This window comes from Syntrophotalea carbinolica DSM 2380, assembly GCF_000012885.1.
GTDB classification, from domain to species: Bacteria; Desulfobacterota; Desulfuromonadia; order Desulfuromonadales; family Syntrophotaleaceae; genus Syntrophotalea; species Syntrophotalea carbinolica.
This window is the reverse complement of the sequence record NC_007498.2, coordinates 240560-259155: the sequence shown is the minus strand read 5'-3', so window position 1 is coordinate 259155 and position 18596 is coordinate 240560. Positions and strand designations below refer to the sequence as shown.

Genomic DNA, 18596 nt, shown 5'->3' with positions numbered 1-18596 from the left:
CCCTGCCGGCTCGAAATCCGGACCTCTTTTTTCCAGGTTCCCACTCCCCGCACATGTCCGCCGAGGCCCCGGTATGCGGCCATGCCCGACCCATAGGAGAGGCATAATCAGCAAAACCTAATAACACAGGGTTGCCGGGTGCGCAAACGCCGGACGGCATTTTTTTGGATTTCAAGCCTTTTTTTGCCGCCAGCGCGAAAAAATCCAAGACATTGCACCATCCCCGGACCGACAGAGCGTCCGTACTATCCGCCTTTTGAAAAAGGAATCATTCCTGCTCCAGAAGATCGATCAACAGACGCACGCCGACCCCCGTGCCGCCCCTGGGACAAAGGGCCGTGCCCTTAGCCTCCCAGGCCGTACCGGCGATGTCGATGTGAGCCCATGGACAGTCAGGAACAAACCGCTGCAGAAAAGCAGCCGCGGTAATGGTACCCGCAGGCCGGCCTCCGGTGTTTTTCATATCGGCGATCTCGCTTTTGATCTGCTTGTCGTAACTGTCCCACAAGGGCAATTGCCAGAGGCGCTCCCGGCTGGTTTCACCGGCCCGAATCAGGTTCCGCGCCAGCTCGTCGCGATTACTGAAGACCGCGGAAGCCTCGTGGCCGAGGGCGATAATACAGGCCCCGGTCAAGGTCGCCAGATCGATGACGGCGCGCGGTTCAAAACGACCGGCATAGGTCAAAGCATCGGCAAGGATCAAACGCCCCTCGGCGTCGGTATTGAGAACCTCGATGGTACGCCCGGACAAAGATGTGATAATATCGCCGGGGCGATAGGCGGATGCGGAGGGCAGATTCTCCACCGCAGGCACGATGGCAACCAGGTTGACGGGCAGCCGCAGACCGGCCGCGGCCGACATCGCCCCGAAAACCGCTGCGGCTCCGGCCATATCCATCTTCATCTCATCCATCTTTTCCCCCGGTTTCAGGGAAATACCGCCGGAATCGAACACCACCCCCTTGCCGACCAGCGCCAGAGGCTTCTCGTCCGGAGCCCCGCCGCGATACTCGAGCACAATCAGCCGCGGCGGACGCGCGCTGCCCTGGGCCACCGCAAGGAGGGCGCCGAACCCTTCGCGTTCAAGCTGCTCCTGTTCCAACACCGTACAGGACAAACCACATTCTCCGGCCAGCTGTCGAGCCCGCTCGGCTAAAAACTCGGGGGACTTGACATTCCCGGGCTGATTAACCAGATCGCGAGCCAGGGCGACGCCATGGCCGATATGCCGCGCCCTCTCGACGGCGGCGGCAACACCTTCGAGGCTACCCTGATCTGCGATCAAAATATCAAGCGTTTCAAGCAGGGGGGGCAAATCTTCCCGTTTTTGTGTAAGAAACCGGTCAAACCGATACGAGGCAAGAAGCAGGCCCTCGACCAAAACCTGCACGGCCTGCGTCAACGGCAGGCCTGCCGGCGCTTCCGACAAAGCCAGACCGGCCCGCTTGACACGTTGCTGCTGCAACACCCGAGCACCCTCGGCGGCCCCCCTGCGCATAGCTCCGCAATCCGCTTGCGCATACGCCCCCAGGCCGATCAGCAACACGCGTGCCGCCGGCAGCCCGGCACCGGTCTGAAACAGCAGGGTTTCACCTTCCTTGCCGACGAAAGCTTTGCTGTCGACGGATTGCCCTAAAGCACCATGCAAGGCAGTATCAAGCTCCTTGAGAAGCGGCGTATCGGTGCGATCCTGCCAGACGCCAAGCATCAAGCAGTCGGTCTTCAAGGTCAAAGCGGGCATACAGCCAACAACGATTTGCATAAACATGCATCCTTTCTCGGTTTCATGGCGAAAAACCCGACCATGGCTCGGGTAGTGTTCCGATCCGCACGATCATTTAATATAAAAAACGGCCTGCCTTGTAAGTTCGCTACACCCGAAACGGTGGCGCGGCAGCCAGCACAAACACGTCCATGGCACCAGGAGTTTAATGCCCTTTTTCCCGCGATGCAATCACTTGCAAACATAAAGCACCATCGCAAAGGCCACTAATTATTGCCAGAAACTCCATAAAAATGTTATTTTGCCATCTTGTAATAAGGCGTTAACGTGATAGACGGTCTCCTGTGCGGTTAATCCTGTCATTTAATGCTGACCCTTTTGGACAACTCCTGCGCAACGGCCAATCCATAGAACAAACCGGAGCCTGTATTGATACGCTCTCAAACGATGAATATTGTGCTGCTCGGCACCGGCACCAGCACCGGGGTCCCCATGCTCGGCTGTAACTGCGACGTATGCCGTTCATCCGATCCCCGTGACCGGCGCACCCGTTGCAGCGCGCTGATTTCATGGGGAGCACGCAACATACTGATCGACACCGGTACCGACTTGCATCAACAGGCCCTGCGCGAGAGCCTGACACACGTTGACGGCGTGCTCTATACCCACGCCCACGCCGACCATGTACACGGCATCGACGATCTGCGAGCTTTTAATATGGTATCCAAGGAATCCATCCCGATTTTCGGATCCCCGGCTACCATGTCTGTTATTCGCCGGAATTTCAGCTATATTTTCGATACGCAGGGAGGCGTCGGGTTTCGGCCCCGGCTTGACCCCTGGGATGTCCGGGGCCCCTTCAGCCTGTTCGGATTGCCTGTTGAGCCCGTTGCCATGCAACACGGACCCGGTGAGGCCAGCGGTTACCGCATCGGCCCGTTTGCCTATCTGACCGACTGCAACGTCATCCCCGAAGCTTCACTGGAACACCTTCGGGGATTGGAAGTACTGGTACTGGACGGGTTGCGTTTTCGCTCCCATCCGACGCACTTTTCCATCGACGAAGCCATCAAACTGGCGCAACGGCTGGGGGCACGCCGCACCCTGTTGACCCATATCTGCCATGAAGTAAGCCATGCCCGCGACAGCCGGGACTTGCCGCCCGGAATCGAACTGGCCTACGACGGACAACGCTTCAGTCTTTTCGTCAAGGATGCCCAAAGCACCGCTACCCGACCACTGTCTGCCCCACAGTCAACCCACGAAACCAACCACCGGATCGGTTTATGAGATATCAGGAAGTCCGCCTTCACGGCCAAGTCAACGATAGTATCGAATACTACGTTACCGTCGCCTCGCCCGAGGCCTATCGAAGTTACTTCTATGAATCTTCAGACCATTCGCTGCGTATTTTCTCTCCCGGCAACGAACTGATCCTTGATGCCGACGGTCTGACCCATCGAGGCAACGGGGGATCCTTCTGTGAATATATGTTCGGCGTGGAGCAACCTCTGGCCGATCTTATCAAAGAGGAAGTGCGCAACCGACTGGTCATGTTCGGCACCAGCAGCCGCGACGACGGGTCCCTGCTGTTTTCCAACCGCACTGACGGTTGCGAGGAATACGACCGGGTATTCCTGGAAGGCAACGCCGTCCATAACTACTTCTTTTTCATTTTCGGTTCCGTATCGGGACCGCGGCATGAGCAGCAGGAAGAGATTTTGCGTCTGGCCGGCAAGGATCTGAAGCGGTTCCCTTTCGTTGGCGACGGGGATGATGGACAGTTAGTCGATGAACTGCTGCCGCTGCTCGGCCATCGCAGCGCCCTTTACCTGATCAAACTCATCCATACCAAACACCAGCGTTATCACGATGCCTTTCGCGATCTCTACCACAAATACCAGAACATTCCCGATCCCGAATACGCCAAGTTGGTGCAGCTGGCCGAAACCCTGGATATCGACAGCTACCAGCAGGAACGTATCCGCATCGATGTCATGTACAAACATGCGGCCAATCGGCGCATCGTCGACGAATATAAAAACATCCTGGTCGGATGCAAGCTCAACGGGCGTATCGAACCTGCCGAAAACGCACGTTTAACCCGGCTCAAAACCTTGTCGGTGCGCAGCAAAATTCCCTCGGCCCTGTTTTACGCCCTTGATGAAGTCCTTAAACCGGAACTGCTGGCCAGTTCCGATGAACAGGATTATCTGTCGGATACCCGCCAGATTCTCGAAGGCATCTTTCTGCATGAACGGCAGATCGATGCCCGCATCGACGGCGAAGACCTGGTACAATTGCTTAAAGCCAAGCGCCGGGCCGTACAAAACCGCGACTATGCATTCGAACAGATGTTGCTGGAGGCCGCCAAGGCCTGCGACGAAAAGGTGCGCGACGGCGCCGATGTTTTCCTGGTAGAGAATTTCTCGTTGATCATCACGTACTTTGATCGGTTCGACAGTACCTCGGAACACATCAACGAATTGGCCTTTATGGACAAGGTTCGCTTCAGCGAAGAACTGGTCCGCAGCCTTTTGAACAACAAGAAAGAATTCGACGTACTCGGCAGCGCACTGTTTGACGAGCTGTTTTTCAGCGGCATTATGCAAAACCGCTACCTCGGGCAATTCGGCCGGCGCAAGGTCCTGGCACTGCACAAAGGATTAACGGCGATCGAAGAAGGCAGGCTGACCATGCAGGGCCTGCAACGCCTGCTCAACGACATTTGCCAGCAGGAAGAAATGTTCACCAAATTGCTTATCCACACCAAGGAGCGGATTCGCAATTTCTACTCACGTTACAGCACAGCCCAGGAACAGAAGCAACTGCTGGCCGAAGTGGTGCGCGAAACAGGCCTCAGCGGTACCATCGACGACGAACTGCTGCAAAAACTCTTCCGCCGGGTGATACACCACGTGCAGATGGAAGAGCTGTATCTGCACAATCTGCTGCCGCGCGTTATCGCCGATCGCAACAGTGAGTTGCGTGACGATTTTCTCAGCAACAGCGGTCTGGACCGTTTTTACGTGGAAGAACTCGAACGCGAATACTTCGAATACAACGGACTGGATATGGAGATCCTCTCCCAAGTCCGGCAAGACTGAAGTCATTTCCCACCCACATGCGTGAGGTGCCATGACCTGCCCGGATCTCAAAAACCTGCGCAACATCGGGATCATCTCCCACATCGACGCCGGCAAAACCACCGTTTCGGAACGGGTGCTTTTTTACACCGGCGAAAGCCATCGCATCGGTGAGGTTCACGACGGCAACGCCGTCATGGACTGGATGGAGCAGGAGCAGGAACGCGGCATCACCATTACCGCCACCACCACCTGCTGTCACTGGCGGGACGTCCGCATCAATCTTATCGACACGCCCGGCCACATCGACTTCACCATCGAAGTCGAACGATCCCTGCGGGTACTCGACAGCGCAGTGGTCATTTTCAGCGCCGTCGAAGGGGTGCAGGCCCAAACCGAATCGGTCTGGCGTCAGGCCGACCGCTATGCCGTGCCGCGCATCTGCCTGATCAATAAAATGGATCGCATCGGCGCCGATTACCGGCGCGTTCTGGAACAGATGCGAAAACGCTTTACGACACGACCGGTACTCATGCACCTGCCACTTGGCATCGAAGGGGATTTCGCCGGGGTTATCGATGTATTGGAAGGACGCTGTCTGACCTTTAGCGAGACCGATCAGGGAGCCACCGTAGAAACCTGTGATATACCCGAGGAACGGCAGAGCGAAGTGGCGGCGGCGCGGGAACAGATCGTTGAAGCAGCTGCGGACTTCGATGATGCCATCCTGGCGGACTTCCTCGAAGGCCGACCGATAAAAGCCGCGCGCACGCGCGCGGCTCTGCGGCGTGGCGTGCTGACATGCCGTCTGTGCCCCGTTTTCCTGGGATCGGCACTGCGCAACAAAGGCATTCAGCCGCTGCTCGATGCCGTGATCGACTATTTGCCCTCGCCCCTGCAAGCCCCGCCGATTGCAGCCTCCCCCCCGAATCACCAAGATGCGACTGCAGAGCCGGCCCTTTTGCCGTGCGACCCGCAAGGGCCGCTTTGCGCGCTGGCCTTCAAGGTATTGTCGGACGCAGGACGCAAACTCACCTACCTGCGGGTTTATTCAGGCAGCCTGCGGGCTGGCGACGAAATCCTCAACTCGACACAAGGTGTAGCGGAAAAAGTAGCCAGACTGTTTCGCATGCATGCCCATAAACGCGAACGCGTCACCGAGGTGCAGGCCGGCGACATCGTTGCCGCCGTCGGGCTCAAACATGCCCTTACCGGCGACACCCTGTGCCGTGCCGAGCAGCCCCTGCGCCTGGAAGGGCTGCGGATCCCGGAACCCGTCGTCTCGCTGGCGGTGGAACCCCGCCACATCGATGATCGTGAAAAGCTCCCCGCAGCCCTGGAAAAATTGCTGTGGGAGGATCCGACCTTCCGGGTACGGGAGGATGCCGATACCGGCCAGACCATTCTCACCGGCATGGGACAGCTACACCTGGAAATCATTACCGACCGCCTGCACCGTGAATTCGGCGTCGAGGTTCGTACCGGCAGACCCCAGGTCGTCTACCGGGAAACCGTTCAGAACAGTGCCAGACATCATGAGCGGTTCCACCGGGAAACGGAAGGCCGGATTCAATCCGGCGAGGTCACTCTGGAAATCGCCCCCTCGGGACGCGGCAAAGGCCTGCGGATCGTCCTGCCGGAGGATGAGAATCCACTGCCTGCCCGACTTCGCGAAGAGCTCAAAAAATGTCTGCACCAAAGCTGTGCGGCCGGCATCCGGACAGGCTACCCCCTGACCGATGTGGAAATCACCATCATCGAAGCGCCCTTCGAGCCAGGGCTCACCACCGAGATCGGCCTGCTTGCAGCAGCCCAACGCGGACTCAGCCTGGCCGCCACCCAGGCCGGCCTGACACTGCTGGAACCGGTCATGGCGCTGGAATTGACCGTACCGACGGAACACGCCGGCCAGGTTATCGGTTCATTGCAACAGAAGCACGGCCGTATCGACGGGCTGGAAACCCGCTCGGAGTCCGAATTAATTCAGGCCCGCGCACCCTTGTCCCAACTGTTCGACTACATGGGCGAACTGCGCAGCGTCACCCGTGGGCGCGGCACCTTTGCCATGGAGTTTTCCCATTACGATCCGGCCCCCGACGAAATCCAGACCCTTTACGGTCTGCTGTAAAAATGTCTCTTTACGGTTTGGTCTGCGCAGGCTCCAAGCCGCGTCGCGCCATTTCCAGACGCACCTGATTCCGCCGAACACGCAACTCCTCGGTCGGATCGTCCACATACATGCCCTGGCTGGCTCCCAGTGAAAAAGACCCGCTGCCGACACCCAGTCCCAGCCCAAGGCCAAAACCACCGGCACCGCCCTCTTCCTTGGCGATGGCCTCGTTAAGCTGGTCATAGTACACCACCAGTTCCTGGTCGGTCATAGCCACGTAATCGTCCTTCAGCAACGATCGCGACGCTCCGGATGCACACGCAACCATCAGCAACATAAGAATCAGCAATCCCGCCCCGTTCCTAAAGCCTCTGTTAGTCATATGGCCTCCCTCTTTTTGTATTCTGCATAAATTGTAGCAGGCAACCGCGGTGTTATCGCGTGACATACTTTTACCGACACACGCCACACAGGCACAAACACGCCAATTGCCCGATAGTTACTGCTGGCGAGAGCCGCCAGAGGGTAACCAAATATTGCCGGTGACAAATATTTACATGCCCCCAATAGCACGGATTGTATACAATAAATCATTAATTTTTAAAAAGTTTTCACTTGTGTTGCGTTATTCCGTTTGTTATATAGCGATTGCTGGGATTTTTTTGCGAGGGCTTGTAACCGCCTTGTCCCCTGAGGCGGTTATAAGTTTCATCGCTTTTGGCTACCCGCCAACTTGACCCTTAAACATCCCCGGATCCCTCCAAACACCTCTGGATCCCCCAAAAATTTTTTGACATTATAATATACGGTATGGCAGCATCGTGTCTGCACAAAAACACGAAGAATTTGTCTTTTTGGGAACAATGGCACCACTAATTTCATTTTAATGTAATGAACACTTGCAACCCTCGTTATTTCTTCAATGTTATATCGGAAATCGCACTTCGCGATGGCATGCCAAAATAAAACCATCGTGCTACACGCTTTTCTATTTTCTGAAAGTCATTTCGTAAAACGCCTCGACGACCTGAGGAGAAGAAATGACTGTATTGTGGGGTTTACATAGCATTTTCAAGGAGGTTTTATGACGAAAAGATGTGTTTGGATGTCGGCATGGGTGCTGGCCGGTTGTTTACTGACCGCATGGCCGGTGCAGGCTGCGGAAGTAACAGAAAACTTGGATGATGAGCAAGTTTTCACCCTGGGTGAAGTTATCGTCAGCGGCGAAGAACAGGTCGTTAACCTGGCCACCACCGTCACCGAAGTAACCGCCGAAGACATGAAACAGCGGGGCGCACGAACCCTGGCCGAAGCGCTGGAGATGTTGCCAGGCGTGGATGTCGCTCGCAGTTCCAGCAAAAATGAAAGTTTCGTTCAAATCCGTGGCTTCAGCGATCAGGACGTCAAAATCCTGATTGATGGCGTGCCAGTTTATGAGCAATATTCCCGCCAGTTGGACCTTGCCCAAATTCCGACCAGTTCGATTTCAAAGATTACCGTCACAAAGGGTGCCTCTTCGGTTCTCTATGGCGCCAATGCATTGGGCGGCGTCATCAATATCATCACCAAAAAAGCCACAAGCAAACCTTCCGCTACGGCAACCGCTGCCTGGGGCGACTACGGGACTGAGGAATATAGTTTCGGAGTGGGAGCGCCCATCGGCAAATTCAATTATTGGCTTGGGTACAGTTACCGCCATTCAAACGGCTGGAAATTATCTGATGATTATGACGAAGATTGGTGGGGGTCCAAGGAAGATGACGGAGGAAAACGTGATTTTAGCGACTATATCCAGCACAATATCAATGCAAAAATCGGTTTTGAACCCGACGCCGACACCAGTCTATATCTAACCTTTGACTATCATGATAACGAAAAAGGGGTCCCTACCAGAAAATGGTACTTCCCCCAATGGGAGCAATGGCATGTCAACCTCGTCGGGCAAAAGAAATTCACCGATTGGCTAAAAATTAAAGCTCGTGTTTTCTATGCCGATCATCAAGACACACTGTTCTTTCCGAAATGGAATGAGTTGTCGGCATACGACAACTATTCGGTCGGTGGAGAACTCCAGAGTTTCCTGGACTTCGGCCGTTGGAGTTTTGTCAAATTCGGTGCTTCCTTCCAGCGTGACAACTGCCAACAAAGCGAAAAAGTTATCGATGACGGTTTCTGGACAGATGCCGGGGATTACGAAGCCGACACCTACACCTTCGCTCTTGAGGATGAAATCAAACCTCTCGAATGGTTGGCCATTGTTGTCGGTGCCAGTTATGACTACTACGATCCACGTGAAGCCGGTGATATGCCAGTGCCGGATAGCATAGATTCCTTTAATCCCCAAATCGGCGCAGTGGTGACGCTGACCGAAATGACAAGTCTACACGGTTCGGTCGGCAGAAAAATCCGTTTCCCTCATCTCAAGGAACTTTACAGCGAGATGGCAGGCGGCAATCCAGACCTCGATCCCCAGGAAACCATCACATACGAAGTCGGCCTGACTCATGCGTTTACCGACACCGTAACATTTTCCGTATCGGCCTTTTATAACGATATTGACAACTTGATCGACCAGATCGATGTCATGGTGGATGGAGAAGAATTAGGCGTATATATCAATATTGGCGAAGCAACAACCAAAGGGGTAGAGGTCGCCCTGGGGGCTGATGTCACGGATGATTTCTGGGTTGGCCTTAACTACACCTACATGAGAACCGAGGATAAAGATAAGGGACGAGAACTTGAAGGCCGTCCCCGCCATCGGGTCAATCTCGACATGCGTTACCTTTTCCCTTTCGGCCTGACGACTTCAATGCAGCTCTCCTATACCAATCGGCAGTTTTACGACGACAAATATAATGGCTGGACCAGAAGCCCAGACTTTTTCCTGTTAAACGCTCGCGTGGAACAACGAGTTGGCGAATTGTGGGGAGTTGAAGGCAATGCATTTTTTGAGATTAACAATCTGACCGACCGCGATTATTACGAAGTAGGCAGACCGACACCCGGCCGTAACTTCCTGGCCGGCCTCAGCTTCACTTATTAAAATTCAAGGAAATTGTAATTTTCCTCTGCAAGGGGATTCTGCATGACTTTAGCAACTACCTCCTCGGTGTTATTCAATGTGGCTGCCGGCGTTTATGCCGGCAGCCTTCTCTTTTATCTATTTAAACAATACCGCTCAAGCTGCTGGCTGCTGGGGATCGGTTTCGCTCTGCATTCATCCAGCCAGCTCAGCCGCTGCTGGCGTTGGGGGATCTTCTCCCTCGACGGAGTCTTCAACGGCGCTCTGTTTCTGCCCTGGTGTCTGGCCCTGCTGGGACTGTTCTTCGCACTGCGCGGCCGCCAACAGCAAGGAGCTTCCATGAGCTGGCTGGTAACGCTGACCATGCTCATTACGCTGGCCCTGCCGGTGCAGATTCCGCCGCCTGGCCCCTTTACCGCCACCTGGTCCTCGCCGATGTTCTTCTTCCTGGAAGTGCTGGCCGTCGCCTGCTTCCTGGCCAGCGGCTGGTATGCCTGGCAACAGTTACGGCAGCGAAACAACGACGAGCTTTTCAACCAGCTGGCCATCTGGGGCTTTATCCTCTACAGCCTGGCCCAGGTCATCGGCGCCGTCTGGAGCTATCTCGGCTGGGGCGCGGCTTTTCACTGGGGCGAACGGCATCTGCAGTCGGCCGCCATCTGGTGTCTCTACTGCGGCTATTTGCATACCCACTTCGATCATGCCTTCAACCTGCGTCAAAAAGCCCGCTGGGCACTGTCCGGAGCGCTGGTGGTGCTGGTGGTGGCATATGCGCTGCAGGTGGCGGCGCATCTGACCGTGCTCAATCCGACCAAGGATACCGACAACGCGGGCCAGGTCACGGCTGCCCAGCAGGTACACGGCGCGGTACCGAATGCCTGCCGCAACCCCAAACTGTTGGAGGACGGCAATGATTAAACGACTCTGGAAAACCATGGCCGGCATTCGTCTGACGCTGTGGTTGCTGGCCCTGCTGACCGTCAATCTCTTCATCGGCAGTTTTTACACCAAGGCCATACCGGTGTTCGCCAAACTCAATACCCAGCTGTTCCCTAGCTGGATCATGGCCCATAACAGTGTGCAGAACTGGTGGATTTACACGTTGTTCGGCTTACTGTTCCTGCTCGCGGCGAATACCGCGGCCTGCACCCTGCAACGGGTCTTTTTTCTCTGGCAGCGGCGCAAACATCACCGCCGCACCATCTTCGTTCTGATGCTGGCGCCCTCCATCATGCACTTCTGTTTTCTGTTTATCATCGGAGGTCACGCGCTGACCGAATTTACCGGCAGCAAGCAGCGACTGCCGGCCGTGGTGGGCCAGCAGGTCTCCGTCAACGATCGGCAGATCACTTTACTCGAACGCCACTACACATACTGGCAGGCACCGCTCCTCGAAGGTGTCATGCGACAGTGCACGGCCACTCTGCAGCTAAAAAACGGGTCCAGCGTGGAGCGGCGGCCCATTGCCATTCTCGAACCGATCTATTGGCAGGGCTACACTCTGCACCTCGGCATGGCCGGTAAACCCGGCACCGACACCCTGCCGCCTTTGCAGATCACCGTCAAAAAAGATCCCGGTCTGCTGCTGATTCTGTTCGGCAACACCGTATTATGCCTGCTGATGCTCTGGTATTTTCCGCAAATCCGCAAGCTTCGCAACGGAGGACACAAGTCATGAAGCGCTTTATGGTAACCCTGCTGACCTTGCTGGCCCTGGTCCCGGCGTTAAACCGGAGCCTGGCCGATGTACATGAAACCGCCTCCAATCCGGTCATGACCATCACCGGTGAAGTTAAACGCCCTCTCAAGTTGAGCGTCGAGGAACTGAGCCGTTTTCAATCGGTGGAAATCCAGCTCAACGAAGTCGATCGCGACGGCAATTTTCACGGCGTATATCGCCATCAGGCGGTACCTCTGCGCACCCTGCTGGACATGGCGGAAGTCATCAAACAGGACCAGCCGTTTGAAAAACCGATCGACCTTGCCATCCGGGTGACCGATACGTCCGGCAAGCAGGTGGTGTTGTCCTGGGGTGAAATCTACTACAGCAATGCCGCCGAAGTGGCCATCGCCTTTGCCGCCACTCCGGTCAAACCGATGATGACCGAAGCGCGCTGTCAGAAATGCCATGGCCCTGAAATTTACCAGCAATCCCTGAAACAATATGAGCGCCCGGCGCAACTGCCCAAGCTGCTGATCCGCAGCGATTTCTATACGGATCGCTGCCTGGAGGGAGTAAGCCGCATCGAAGTCATCGATCTCTATCCCGACCTCAAGGTCGAGCGCAAAGCCAAACTCGACTCGCGGGAGTTCCGGGTCAACGGCGCTGTCGCCAAAGAATTGAAGATCTCCAGCCTCAAAGAATATCCCCATATGGAGATGCAGAAAAAGGTTGTCGGGGTGCACATGGGCTATCACGGCCTGCACCGCTACCGCGGTGTATCCCTGGCGAAAATCCTTGAACAAGCCGATATCGGCAACGCCTTGACCAAGGCGGTGGTCATCTCGGCGCCGGACGGCTACCGGGCCCTGTTCTCCCTGGGCGAGCTGTTTTTGTCCTACCAGGGACGGCGCATCATGCTCGCCGAGAGCGACAACGGCAAAACCCTCGACGGGCAGCGGGGCGGCAAATACCGTATCATCGTTCCCGAAGAATTGGTCGATGATCGCGATATCCTGGCCGTCGATCGCATCGAGGTGGTCGATCTCAAACCTACGCCCAAAATCTCCATTATCGGCGTGGGCCCCGGCGACACCGACCTCATCACCCTTGAGGCCATCGCCGCCCTGGCGCGTGCCGACGTGGTGGTGGCGCCGGATGATATCGTCAAGCGCTTTGCCACCTACCTGGGCGACAAACCGGTGCTGTTCGATCCCCTTAAACTCATCAAGCACATGTTCCGCAAGCAACACCCGAATATGGATGCGGCCGAGGCGGAGAAGCTCTGCACCCTGCAGCGCGAAGCAGGCGTGAAAAAAATCCGCCAGGCGCTGGACCAGGGTAAGAACGTAGCTTTCCTCGACTGGGGGGATCCCATGATCTACGGCAGCACCCGCTGGATCCGGGCCTTTTTCAGTGACGAGCAACTGGAAACCATTCCCGCCTTGAGTGCCTTCAACGTGGCCAATGCCATGATCCAGCGCGATATCGGCGCCGGCGGTTCCATCGTCATCAGCGTACCCAGCGGCCTGAAGGAAAACCCGCAACTGCTGGCGGCCCTGGCCAAAAACGGCGATACCCTGGCCAAAAACGGCGATACCCTGGCCATTTTTATGGGACTGAAGGAATTCCAGGAGATGCAGTCCCTGTTCGATCGGCACTACCCTGCCGACACGCCGGTTAACCTGGTCTACAGCGCCGGCATCGCCGGCAGCGAACACTTGGTGCGCACTACCCTGAAAGATGCAGTGAGACATCTCAAGACCGAACCGGAGAAGTTTCTCGGTCTGATCTACATGGGTCCGCGACTGAACATGCGTTTCGGCGAGTGCAACTAAGCCGGGTACGCTCTACAGCCATACCCGGCCGGTCCAAATGACTACAGGGGCAGGTTCGAGCCGTTCGACGGATGTCCATGGCGAGGCCTGCCCCTTTTTTATGCCATGAAAGGCTACGACGCGAGGGCGCAATGAGACAAAGATGGCGACTTGTAACGATATGGATGCTCTGTTTTTTCAGCCTGCCGGCCATCGGCCTGGCAGCCAGCCAACCGGTGGTGACGATCAGCGGTCTGGTCAAACATCCCCAGCGCCTGACCCTGGAGGATCTGAGCCATTACCGACCGGTAACGGTACGCAGCACCGAAGTCGACAGGCACGGCACCTTCGCCGGCGTGCATCGCTACCAGGGGGTACCGTTGCAACACCTGCTGCAGGCCGCCGGGGTGGGAAAAGAAGCGGCGGCATTTCCTAAAGCCATCGACCTGGCCATCGAGGTGCGCAGCCGCCACGGCCAACGAACCCTCCTGTCCTGGGCGGAGGTCGCTTACGGACGGCCCGGCGATGCGATCGTCGCCTTCGCCTGCACCTCACTGCTGACTAAAAACAGTCAACCAAAGATGCAACAGCCTGTGGCGCTGCCGCGTCTGGTGCTGAGTAACGATTTTTACAACGACCGCTGCCTGCAGGATATCGTCAGCATCGAAGTCATCGACCCGGCGTCGAAAGCGGAAGTTCAACCGATGGAGCTGGCACCTTCGGCCGAGCTGCCGGTATCGGAAGTTGCCACCAAGATTGTCTGGGAAGGCTCACGTTTCGAGGGTGTGCAGCGTTTTTCCGGCACCCCGCTGGTCGCCATGTTGCAGCAGGCCGGCATCACCGACGATCCGCAAGCGGCGGTGCTGGTACGCTCGGATGACGGTTACCGTTCATTGATCTCCTTCGGCGAACTGTTCGGCTCCCCCCTCGGGCGGCGGATTCTGCTCGCCGACCGCATGGACGGTCGTCTCCTTGGAAGCCATGGTGAGAAGTGGCTTGTGCTGCCCGATTCGTCGGCCAACCGTTTTGTACGCGGGATAACCGGCATCGAGGTACTGCGCTGCCGCCACAAGCCCAAACTCACCGTGGTCGGCGTCGGCCCCGGCGACACCTGTCAGATGACTCTCGAAGCGCTCGCCGCCCTGGCGCGGGCCGATGCTATCGCGGCGCCGGGGGATATCCAGAAACGCTACGCCCGTTATCTCAGCGGCAAACAGGTGTTATTCGATCCCTTCGCCCACGCAGACCATAACCGCAAAACACCCCTGACCAGGACCGAACGGGACCGTCTGCAAAAAGAAGAGTGGCGCGCCAATGCCGCCAAGATCCGCAAGGCACTGAATGCCGGCAAAAACGTGGCGTTTATCGACTGGGGCGACCCGATGATCTTCGGCAGCTCCCGCTGGATTCGGGAATATTTCGATGAAGCCGAATTCGATACCGTGGCCGGACTCAGCTCCTTCAACGCCGCCAACGCGGTCATCAACCGCGACATCAGTACCAACGGCTCCATAGTGATTACCGCCCCGCGCGGTCTACGCCAAAATCATGACTTGCTTGCAGCCGTCGCCGCCAAAGGCGAAACCCTGGCTATTTTCATGGGGCTGCCGAACCTCCATGAACTGGTGCCGCTGCTGAAGCAGCATTATGCCGACACCACGCCGATGCGACTGGTCTACGCGGCAGGCATCAGTAACCGCCAGCACCAGGTTGCCACCACTCTCGGTGAAGTGCTCAAGGCGGTGGAAAACGAAAAAGAACGCTTCCTCGGTCTGGTCTATATCGGTCCATGTTTGGCGAAAGGAGCCCCATCGTGTCCCTGAAGCGCCGGCTCAATCTCGCAGATGCCACTTTACTCATCGTCGGCAACGTCATCGGTGCCGGGATCTTCACCACCAGCGGCTTTCTGGCGAGTCAACTGCCCCATCCCTGGCTGTTCCTCGGCATCTGGGTACTGGGCGGCCTGCTCACCCTGTGCGGAGCCCTGACCTATGCGGAACTGGCAAGCATGTATCCCCTGGCGGGCGGCGACTACCAGTATCTCAAAGCCGCCTACGGTCCCGGAGCCGGCTTCCTACTCGGCTGGCTGGCCTTCTGGGTGATCAATCCCGGCTCCATCGCCGCCATGTCCATCGCCCTGGCCAGTTACCTGCAGGGAGGAATGCCCGCGGTCGGCGTTATTCCGGGAAAACCGCTTGCCATAGGATTCATTCTGATCTTTTCCTGGATAAATTATCGGGGCATTCGTCCCGGCGGTACCACGCAAAACATATTCACCTTCGGCACCCTGTTACTGCTGGTGGCCATGATTGCGACCGGGCTGTTGTCAGGTCACGGCGACTGGGGGCATCTGGTCTATCCCGGCGCCATGCCGGAGATTTCCTGGAACGGACTGCTCGGCGGACCGATGATCGCGGTGATCTTCACTTTCAGCGGCTGGTTCGCCTCGGCCTACATCGGCAGCGAGATCCGCGAGCCGCAACGCAACCTGCCCCGTTCCCTGATCCTCGGCACCCTGTGCGTCACGGTTCTGTATCTGGCCATCAACCTGGTCTATCTCTACGCACGACCGCTGGCGGCTTTGGCTGGAGCCGAAAACGTCGGACAGCTGGCCATGCAGGGGCTGTACGGCGTTCGAGCCGCGCGCTGGATTTCCCTGCCGATCATGCTGGCCATCGCCGCCGGCATCAACGCCACGGTCATGACCGGTGCGCGGGTCGCCTATGCCATGGGTGAAAACGGCGGCATCTGGCAGAAGCTGGGGCGTATTCATACGGGCTACCGCACACCCTCGGCGGCCATATTCTGCCAGGCGGCGCTGGCGGTGCTGATGGTGCTGTTCGGCACCTTCGGCCAGCTGCTGAGCTGCGTGGTGTTCGTCATGATCCTTACGTCCATCGCCAGCGGGGTGGCCCTTCTGGTGCTGCGCCGGCGCCACCCCGGACAAGCACGCAGCTACAAGACCCCGTGCTATCCGCTGGTACCGCTGCTGTTTGTCGGCAGTTACCTGCTGGTACTGGTACAGGTCGGCCGCGACCAGCCGTGGCCTTCCCTGCTGGGCGTGCTGATGCTGCTGGCCGGCCTGCCATTTTACGCCTGGAGCCGCCGAACCATAACCGAGGACAAGCAAGAAGGCGGTAGCGCCACCGAGAAAAGACAGGCCGTGGAATGAAAAAGACGGAACTGTTATGCGACGTGCATACCGCCGAACATCCGCAGTTCAACGGTGCCATCGGTGCGGCGTTGATCGCCGGCAACCCGGCATGAACTGAACCATAGGATCCGGACTCTGCGTGGTATGGGAAAAAGGGGCTCCGGCAAAAGAGGCGAGAAGAACGCGGCAGATGGAAAATCCGTCTGCCGCGTTTAGCATTCAAGGTGTGTCAGGCCATAGCGATAGGCGGCTGTTCTTCCGGATCGATGATGACCTCCAGCAAGGTCGGCCCCTGCCGCGTGGCCAGAGCCTGCCAATCCAGATGGTCGAAATCCCTCATGCTGCGAATCGTCTGGGCTTCGGCACCGGCGGCACGCCCCATCATGGCGAAATCCACCGACGGTATGGAGTAATCGACATCTTCCTTGCCGCCGATCCGATGGCCGTGCTTGATGAGACCGTAACCGCGATCGTTGAGCACCACGAAAATAACCGGCAGCTGCCTCTCCACCGCGACGGTGATCTCCTGGCCGCTCATCAGATAGCAGCCGTCACCGGCCAGGCACACCGACGGCGCCTGGGGGTTGCCGAAAGCGGCGCCGACCGCCGCCCCCACCGCCCACGCCATGGTGGCGAATTCGATGGACAGGTGGTAATTCTCCGGCCGGGGATGGAACAGATAGTGGATGGACCATGGAACACTGTTGCTGTTGTCGATGAAGTAGCGGGTTTCCAGCGGCAGGCGCTGAACCAGCTCGGCATAGACCTGGGGCGCCTTGATGGGCGCATCGCTGCGGGTCGTATCGCAGCAGGCCGGTTTGATGACACTTATGCCCGCGGGGATATAGCCGGACGGCGCCGCTGCGGTCTGCGCTGCGGTCTGCGCTGCGGTCTGCGCTGCGGTGGCTGGCGTAGACAGCCGGCCCTCGCGCTGCTCGGTTTCGAGCCGGGCGTTGAGTTGACGGAACAGGGTTGCCATATCCCCTTCCACCTGCAGCCTTGCCATGGGCGAACGGCCGAACCAGCGCCGGTCGTTGTGGATATGCACCAGTTTATGGTTCATCAGCACCGGATCCCACTTGCCTGTCGACCATTCGCCGAGATTGGTGCCGGCGGCCAGGATCAGTTCGACCTGCTCATCCGCCAGCGCCGCACGGGCCGAACGGTGCCCGGCCATGCCGAACACGCCCCGCGCCAGAGCATGGTGAGGGTCGATGGCCGCTTTGCCGCGCGGGGTTGTGATCAGGGAGGCGCCGGTCAGATCGGCGAATTTTTCCAGCTCTCGGCCTGCACCGATAGCATGGTGCCCTGCCAGCAGGCAAAGCCTGCCGCCGCCCTTCATCACACCAAAGATTTCTTCGCAGAGCTGGTCGAGGCCGGTGGTATCGAGCGGTGCCGTGCGGTTGGCCAGCAGTTGGTGCAAATGGGGAAACTGCAGCGGCGCATCGGTCTCCGCCACAAACACATCGATGGGGATGCTCAGATGCGCCGGGCCGCGGGGAACGCTGAATGCGGCGGTCAGAGCCGCCACCAGCTTCTTCTCCAACTGATCGGGATGGGTCACCGAGGCGTTATAGACGGTACAGGTTTCGAACATGCTCACCACGTCGATACCGTTGCGCGACGAGTCCTGAAAGCAGCCGAAGCCCAGTGCGCCCAGGCGGGTCTGGGGGGTAATAACCAGCATCGGCACCTGCTCGGCATAGGCCGAGGCCACCCCGGTAATGAGGTTGGTGGCACCGGGACCGGTGGTGGAACAGCAGACGCCGAGCTTACCGCTTTCACGGGCGTATCCGTCGGCGATAAAGGCCGCACCGGCTTCATGGCGGGTCAGAACCAGGCGCGGGCCGCCACGCTTTTCGCTGCGTTTGAGGGCATCGAACAGCGGGCCGAGGGGACTGCCGGGAATACCGAAGACATATTCCACGCCGAAGCTTTCGAGATATTGGACAATAAGATCACTGAGGTTCATGACAGGGCCTCCTTAACGAGCACCGCCCGCGGTGCGTCGCAACATGTAT

12 protein-coding genes are annotated in these 18596 nt (G+C 57.7%); 9 read left to right on the top strand and 3 right to left on the bottom strand.

The window, feature by feature from the left end:
• Positions 1 to 268: 268 nt before the first annotated feature.
• Entirely contained in the window at positions 269 to 1762 is a 1494-nt protein-coding gene (locus PCAR_RS01595) for a leucyl aminopeptidase (RefSeq protein ID WP_011339861.1), read from the bottom strand.
• Between the two features lie 408 nt (positions 1763 to 2170).
• On the opposite strand from PCAR_RS01595, the gene PCAR_RS01590 reads away from it, so the two are divergent.
• Genes PCAR_RS01590 through fusA form a run of 3 tightly spaced genes read left to right on the top strand, consistent with a single transcriptional unit; the run spans position 2171 to position 6937 of the window.
• Positions 2171 to 3013: a GPMC system MBL fold metallohydrolase gene (locus tag PCAR_RS01590; protein WP_011339860.1), complete on the top strand. Its 843-nt coding sequence runs from the start codon at positions 2171 to 2173 to the stop codon at positions 3011 to 3013.
• Entirely contained in the window at positions 3010 to 4830 is a 1821-nt protein-coding gene (locus PCAR_RS01585; protein WP_011339859.1) for a TIGR04442 family protein, read from the top strand. Before PCAR_RS01590 ends, PCAR_RS01585 begins: the two co-directional genes overlap by 4 nt.
• 31 nt (positions 4831 to 4861) lie before the next feature.
• A complete protein-coding gene (gene fusA / locus PCAR_RS01580) occupies positions 4862 to 6937 on the top strand; it encodes an elongation factor G (RefSeq protein ID WP_011339858.1) in 2076 nt (691 codons plus the stop codon).
• A 10-nt stretch (positions 6938 to 6947) separates the two neighbouring features.
• On the opposite strand, the gene PCAR_RS01575 is transcribed toward fusA, so the two are convergent.
• Entirely contained in the window at positions 6948 to 7301 is a 354-nt protein-coding gene (locus tag PCAR_RS01575) for a hypothetical protein (RefSeq protein ID WP_011339857.1), read from the bottom strand.
• Between the two features lie 702 nt (positions 7302 to 8003).
• On the opposite strand from PCAR_RS01575, the gene PCAR_RS01570 reads away from it, so the two are divergent.
• The 6 genes from PCAR_RS01570 (at position 8004) to PCAR_RS01545 (ending at position 16593) form a co-directional block, all read left to right on the top strand.
• Positions 8004 to 9965, top strand: a complete 1962-nt coding sequence (locus PCAR_RS01570; protein WP_011339854.1) for a TonB-dependent receptor plug domain-containing protein — start codon at positions 8004 to 8006, stop codon at positions 9963 to 9965.
• 42 nt (positions 9966 to 10007) lie between these two features.
• Positions 10008 to 10862 (top strand): cytochrome c biogenesis protein CcsA, encoded by an 855-nt coding sequence (gene ccsA, locus PCAR_RS01565; RefSeq protein WP_011339853.1) that lies wholly within the window; start codon positions 10008 to 10010, stop codon positions 10860 to 10862.
• The gene (locus PCAR_RS01560) at positions 10855 to 11622 is read left to right on the top strand and encodes a hypothetical protein (RefSeq protein WP_011339852.1); all 768 of its coding nucleotides are present in this window, start codon (positions 10855 to 10857) and stop codon (positions 11620 to 11622) included. Before ccsA ends, PCAR_RS01560 begins: the two co-directional genes overlap by 8 nt.
• Positions 11619 to 13442: an SAM-dependent methyltransferase gene (locus tag PCAR_RS01555; protein ID WP_011339851.1), complete on the top strand. Its 1824-nt coding sequence runs from the start codon at positions 11619 to 11621 to the stop codon at positions 13440 to 13442. Before PCAR_RS01560 ends, PCAR_RS01555 begins: the two co-directional genes overlap by 4 nt.
• 131 nt (positions 13443 to 13573) lie before the next feature.
• Positions 13574 to 15244, top strand: a complete 1671-nt coding sequence (locus tag PCAR_RS01550) for an SAM-dependent methyltransferase (protein WP_011339850.1) — start codon at positions 13574 to 13576, stop codon at positions 15242 to 15244.
• Positions 15235 to 16593 carry an APC family permease gene (locus tag PCAR_RS01545; RefSeq protein WP_011339849.1) on the top strand — a complete coding sequence of 453 codons (1359 nt, stop codon included), beginning with the start codon at positions 15235 to 15237 and terminating at the stop codon, positions 16591 to 16593. Before PCAR_RS01550 ends, PCAR_RS01545 begins: the two co-directional genes overlap by 10 nt.
• A 211-nt stretch (positions 16594 to 16804) precedes the next feature.
• Here PCAR_RS01545 and PCAR_RS01540 read toward each other — a convergent pair whose 3' ends face one another.
• The gene (locus PCAR_RS01540) at positions 16805 to 18547 is read right to left on the bottom strand and encodes a thiamine pyrophosphate-binding protein (RefSeq protein WP_011339848.1); all 1743 of its coding nucleotides are present in this window, start codon (positions 18545 to 18547) and stop codon (positions 16805 to 16807) included.
• Between the last annotated feature and the right edge of the window lie 49 nt (positions 18548 to 18596).